We start from the raw sequence: 4,470 nt of genomic DNA, 5'->3' as shown, positions 1-4,470 counted from the left end.
CACGGCCCCGCGCGCCTTGACGCGGCAAAGGCCTGAGCTAAGGTCGCGGGAACTGGACGGCGAACCAGGGGAACGGTAGGTGTCGGCAGCAGCAGCTCACGCACGAGGCAGGACGCCCCGCGCGGCGAGCGCGCTATCCGAGCGGCGCGACGTCAGGAGCGCTGCGAGGCTGGAGGGGATGGCTCGCGCCGGGGCAAGTCCGCGGACGCGGCGTGGCCCCAAGAGCGGAGTCGTCCGGTCACCGGGCCGCGAGATCGCAGCTTGCGTGACGGGCTGCGCAGCGGACCGGCGCGCAGGATGCAGCGGCACGGCTGGATGCGCGTTGAAGCCACAAAGAAACAAACCCGCCAGAGGCGGGCTTGTACGAGCGTTGGTCGGATTCAAAATCCTGCACGTATCGCGAGCGGAAGCGCCTCTTCGATAGGAAGTGGATTGAGCATTACCGCATTGGGGTAATGCTTCTTCACCGCACCCATGACCAGCTCGACATTCTGACCAGCACGAACCGGATAGGTGTACGGGATGCCTGCTTCGATGAAAACGATTTTTGTCTTGAACGCCCGATTGAGACGCCGCTCGCACCGGACAGCGTTCACCAATTGGTCAACGACCATGTCGGGCGTTAGGCAGGCAAGTCGTTCGTCCTGCTTGTACTTCGGCAGCGTCAGGACGTATGCGTGAAACGCGGCTTCCTCGACGGTGCCGCCAAACTCGCACGGTTCGTCCCTAAAGTCGACCGTCTTGACGATTGCGCGCGCGCCAATATCGACCCAGCGGAAAATGAAAGCGCCACCGCGCGCGTTGTTGATGACTTCCGCCACCGTCTTACCGTCGCGTAACAGGGTGAGACTGAAGCCCTGCCCCTGCATCCCATCGAACGTCTTGAGTCTGGAAATCGTGTATTGGCTCATCGCTGCACCTGTTGAACGGTGTGCTGATTGGAACGCTGGGTGCCGCGCAGTGCTTGCGCAAGGCGAGTAACGGCGGGTGACGGCGCATCACCGGCTCTCCGACCGAAACCAATGATTGCCGGATCGGCATTGACGGCGAAGAAACGCACCGCCATTTGTCGTAGCGGCGATTCCAGTATTCCAGCCTCCGGATACACCGATCCAGCGTCATCAGTTGGCTCAGCACGAGGCGACTAATGTCGCTCCACGTTCTGCGAGGAGCGCGACGCCAGACACTTGGCGCGTCGGTCACGATGGTGTTCAGCATCACGCGGATCTGGGCGCTTCGGACGGGTTCCAGCGTGTGAAGCGGCCACTTGCCCGGTAAGGCCACGTGATACGAATTTGCTTTGTTCATGGTCTTGATAGTTGGTCGCGGGCACCGGCTCTGGTGCCCGTCTGGTGGCTCTTACAGGTCCGCCCATGCAAGGTCGGCCTTCGTGTCAGGTCCCGCGCCGAAGAGACGTTCGGCCTGATACCGGACGCGCTCGCGAGCGCCGTCGATAATCAGCGTCCCGCGCCCGAAATACCGGCCCAGCAGCGCGCGCTGTTCATTGGCTAGCAGTTTTCCGCGCCATTGACCATCGCACCGTCCAGTCCGGTTGACCAGAAAGAGCCCGATCTTCGCGGCCTGTTCATGCGGGTTTGGCTGCGCCGCCAGTACGGGATCGGCGTCCCGGTCAACCGGCGCAAGGCTTGCATCGCGGAAAGTCCGCTTGTATTGCGTCGGCCCCACGGCCAGTCCCCACTCGACGGTGTGCTGGATGCGCTGCCGTGCCTCGGCCGGGGTGCGCGCTAGCGCGGTGTCGTATGCGCGGCCGCAACGGGATTTGCGGATGTTGAAAAATGCCTGACCCGGGCGTGACTCGAAACGCTCGACGTCGATCTGGTAGTGACCGTGCTTGCCGCCGCCTTCCCAGCGCTCAACCAGTTGGGCTTTCATGCTGCCTCCACGCGACGGCCAAAGAGCATCAGCGCGATCGCTTCGAGGCGACCGGCGGCTTCCAGAACCGATGCGCCGTCGTCGGCGCGCACGGTGATGTAGTTCGACGCATTGCGGGGCCGCCCGGCGGCGTCACGCGCGATATGCACGATGCCGACTCCCGCCGCACGCAAGCCGCGCCGCACGTACTCGGCAAACGTCGAGGCATCGCCAAGCTCCTTGTCGATCCTGCGCATCCGGTCGCGCATGCGTTCCATCTTGCGCACAGCAGCGCGAAGCTCGTCCAGTTCGGCGCTGACGCTATTCAACACGACACGCTGACCGAAAGTCGCTGCGTGTTCCCGATTCACGAACGCACGCATTTCGATTGCGCCCGTAAACTCGTATCCAGTCGCACTGACGACAGCGCGCTGGATTTCTGCAACGATTTCGGTGACCCCTTGACCCTGCTCGATATAAAGCAGGGCGTGGAGTGGGGATTTCGTGTCGCGTCGGGTCATGGCATGGCTCCTTGATTTGCTGACCGGGCCCCAAGATTCAGAGCCCTTCGTAGGGTTTCCTTTCGGCGGACGCTGGACCGGGTTGCAGCGTTGCCGCCGTTCCCCTGAGTTCATCGCCCTGCGACCCAAGGAGCCTGAGGAGGACGGGTGTCAAGGAAGCAAGTGCGGGGAAGGTGCGGGATGGAGCGAAGCGACTGACACGGCCCCGCACGCCTTGACGCCAGGCCGACGATGGCTACGGTCGCAGTGGTGGGCGATGACGGGGAACGGCGCGTAACGCCGTGAGTGCGATCGCGCGAAAGGCCCGCGCGGGTAGCGCCCTTTCGCGTAGCGAAGCGCAGCGACTGGATTGGGCGGCCCGCGCCGGGCGGAGCCCTGGAGCGGTCACTGCGTTTTTTCACCGGGACGGGAGGCTTGGCAAGCAGCGTGACCGGCAGCGCCGGGAGAACGCTGCTTGCCCCGGCCCGGCTGGATACGTGCAGCGCCGTCGACGCGAAGCTGACTGGCTGGTTATGACCGTGCGATCAGGAATCGCGACACCTGCGCGCGGGTGCGCAGTGTGATGTCCTTCGTCTCTGTCCAACGCCTGCCTCCGGACAGGCAAATCACCGGATCGGCAACCGTCACATGCGACACCTCGGCGCACGAGTTGTCTTCAACAATCGCGTACCCTGCCGCCAACAGTTCGCGCACGTCGTCAGATGTGATAGCCCTGTCCATCATCGTCCTCATTGTGATTCGTTCAACGCGCCCGCCGGTGCGGGCGCCGTTCCGCACGAGTGCTAGCCAGCGCTCTGTGCGATCAGCTCATGCAGGTCCTTTCCGTCGAGAGTGACCGACCGCGTTCCCGTGAATAGCGACTGCGATTTCCGCACGACTTCGCATTCCGCAATCTGAACGAGAGCGATAAGGTCGTCGGCATTGAGTGTCGAGCCCGCCGACTCCAGACAAACGATGCCTTTCGGCGATTCGCCGTGACTCCACGGCGTCATCTGAACGTCAATGGACGCGATACGGATCTCGCCACGCATCACGGCGCCGTTGGTGACCGTGTACTGCATCTGGCCCATCCGCTCACGCATTCGAGCCACATCCACCTGCGTGACGGTCGCAAGCCGCGCGTCGACCAGGTAGCAGTCGAGGTTGTCCGTAATGTTGAGCGCCGCAGCAAGCTCTTCGTGCATCTTCGGATGCCGTCCGAGTTGGACGAGGTGCGTCCCAGTGTCCCGGACGATCCAGCCGTACGTACCGCTTGCGCTGGTTCGTTCGAGGTAAGCCCGATCGTACTTGTAGAAATCCTGACGGTAATGCTGCAGCCGGCTGTCCGCCGCGTCGATGATTCGGCTCATCGCCGCGAACACACGTTCAACACGCGCAGTGGCGGCTGATGTCCGGCGTGCGCTATCAATCGCAGAGTGAGCGATAGACGCGGGCGCGAGGTCCAGTTCAGTTTGCATGCGAATCTCCGTTGGAAGAAAAGAGGGAAAACTGCTCAGGCGTGTCGGTGTCGGGCTCGGCGGAAAGAGCCTCTGTCACCCAGACCGGCTTGTCGCGAGACCCTGCCCATGCCTTCGCAAAAGTGACCAGACAAGCTCGGCAGCACTGGTTCCGGTAGGCGGGCACCTGCACTGGTGCATAAACCGCGTGATGTGCCTTGCCGTCGCCGCGGGGCGCACCACAAAGCGTGGTCCCTGCCAGCGGCCCCGTATAGGTCAGGTGGATAGGAGGGGTTGCCGCGTCCGTTGCTGTGGCTCGATCCTCATTTCGATGTCGCTCGAAACCTGCACGTTCGGCTTGCGTGCGCGTGCCAAATGCCAGCCCGGGCGCGTGCACGTGCGTGTAGTAGTGCTCACCTGTAGCTTGACGCTGGCCCGGGGTCAGGCGGTGGCTCGCAGCGTGGTTCGCGCGCTGCTCGCTCGTAAAGCGCTGAAAGCTGCGGGTGGCCGGAAATTGCTTGCGATACTTATCGAAGTCCATCCTGCGCTCCTGTTCAATGAATTAGCTGACCGGGACCCTAGATTCCGAGTCCCGGCGTAAAAGTTGTTCTGCCGAGTTGGCGGGCTGCGCTTCGCAGCTG

General features: G+C 63.1%; 6 protein-coding genes. All 6 read right to left on the bottom strand.

What is annotated here, in order from left to right; translation table 11 throughout:
• Positions 1-380 precede the first annotated feature (380 nt).
• Entirely contained in the window at positions 381-911 is a 531-nt protein-coding gene (locus NCR35_RS29630; RefSeq protein WP_029672564.1) for a hypothetical protein, read from the bottom strand.
• A 448-nt stretch (positions 912-1,359) separates the two neighbouring features.
• Positions 1,360-1,893, bottom strand: coding sequence for a hypothetical protein (locus NCR35_RS29625; protein ID WP_029672566.1), 534 nt, complete (start codon positions 1,891-1,893; stop codon positions 1,360-1,362).
• The gene (locus NCR35_RS29620) at positions 1,890-2,393 is read right to left on the bottom strand and encodes a hypothetical protein (protein ID WP_029672567.1); all 504 of its coding nucleotides are present in this window, start codon (positions 2,391-2,393) and stop codon (positions 1,890-1,892) included. The genes NCR35_RS29625 and NCR35_RS29620 overlap by 4 nt, the downstream gene beginning before the upstream one ends.
• Before the next feature lie 510 nt (positions 2,394-2,903).
• Positions 2,904-3,125, bottom strand: a complete 222-nt coding sequence (locus NCR35_RS29615) for a hypothetical protein (protein ID WP_029672568.1) — start codon at positions 3,123-3,125, stop codon at positions 2,904-2,906.
• A 50-nt stretch (positions 3,126-3,175) separates the two neighbouring features.
• On the bottom strand, positions 3,176-3,850 hold the full coding sequence (locus NCR35_RS29610) for a hypothetical protein (protein WP_029672569.1): 675 nt from the start codon (positions 3,848-3,850) through the stop codon (positions 3,176-3,178).
• Positions 3,840-4,370 (bottom strand): hypothetical protein, encoded by a 531-nt coding sequence (locus NCR35_RS29605; RefSeq protein WP_029672570.1) that lies wholly within the window; start codon positions 4,368-4,370, stop codon positions 3,840-3,842. Before NCR35_RS29605 ends, NCR35_RS29610 begins: the two co-directional genes overlap by 11 nt.
• Between the last annotated feature and the right edge of the window lie 100 nt (positions 4,371-4,470).

This window comes from Caballeronia sp. AZ10_KS36 (assembly GCF_023631105.1).
Taxonomy (GTDB): Bacteria; Pseudomonadota; Gammaproteobacteria; order Burkholderiales; family Burkholderiaceae; genus Caballeronia.
Note: the sequence above shows the minus strand (reverse complement) of the source record. Positions and strands in the feature narration are given on the sequence as shown.

What these genes read in the sequence shown, in the direction of transcription:
- NCR35_RS29630 (WP_029672564.1), bottom strand. Translation starts at nt 911, where the DNA reads ATGAGCCAATACACGATTTCCAGACTCAAGACGTTCGATGGGATGCAG.
- NCR35_RS29625 (WP_029672566.1), bottom strand. Translation starts at nt 1,893, where the DNA reads ATGAAAGCCCAACTGGTTGAGCGCTGGGAAGGCGGCGGCAAGCACGGT.
- NCR35_RS29620 (WP_029672567.1), bottom strand. Translation starts at nt 2,393, where the DNA reads ATGACCCGACGCGACACGAAATCCCCACTCCACGCCCTGCTTTATATC.
- NCR35_RS29615 (WP_029672568.1), bottom strand. Translation starts at nt 3,125, where the DNA reads ATGAGGACGATGATGGACAGGGCTATCACATCTGACGACGTGCGCGAA.
- NCR35_RS29610 (WP_029672569.1), bottom strand. Translation starts at nt 3,850, where the DNA reads ATGCAAACTGAACTGGACCTCGCGCCCGCGTCTATCGCTCACTCTGCG.
- NCR35_RS29605 (WP_029672570.1), bottom strand. Translation starts at nt 4,370, where the DNA reads ATGGACTTCGATAAGTATCGCAAGCAATTTCCGGCCACCCGCAGCTTT.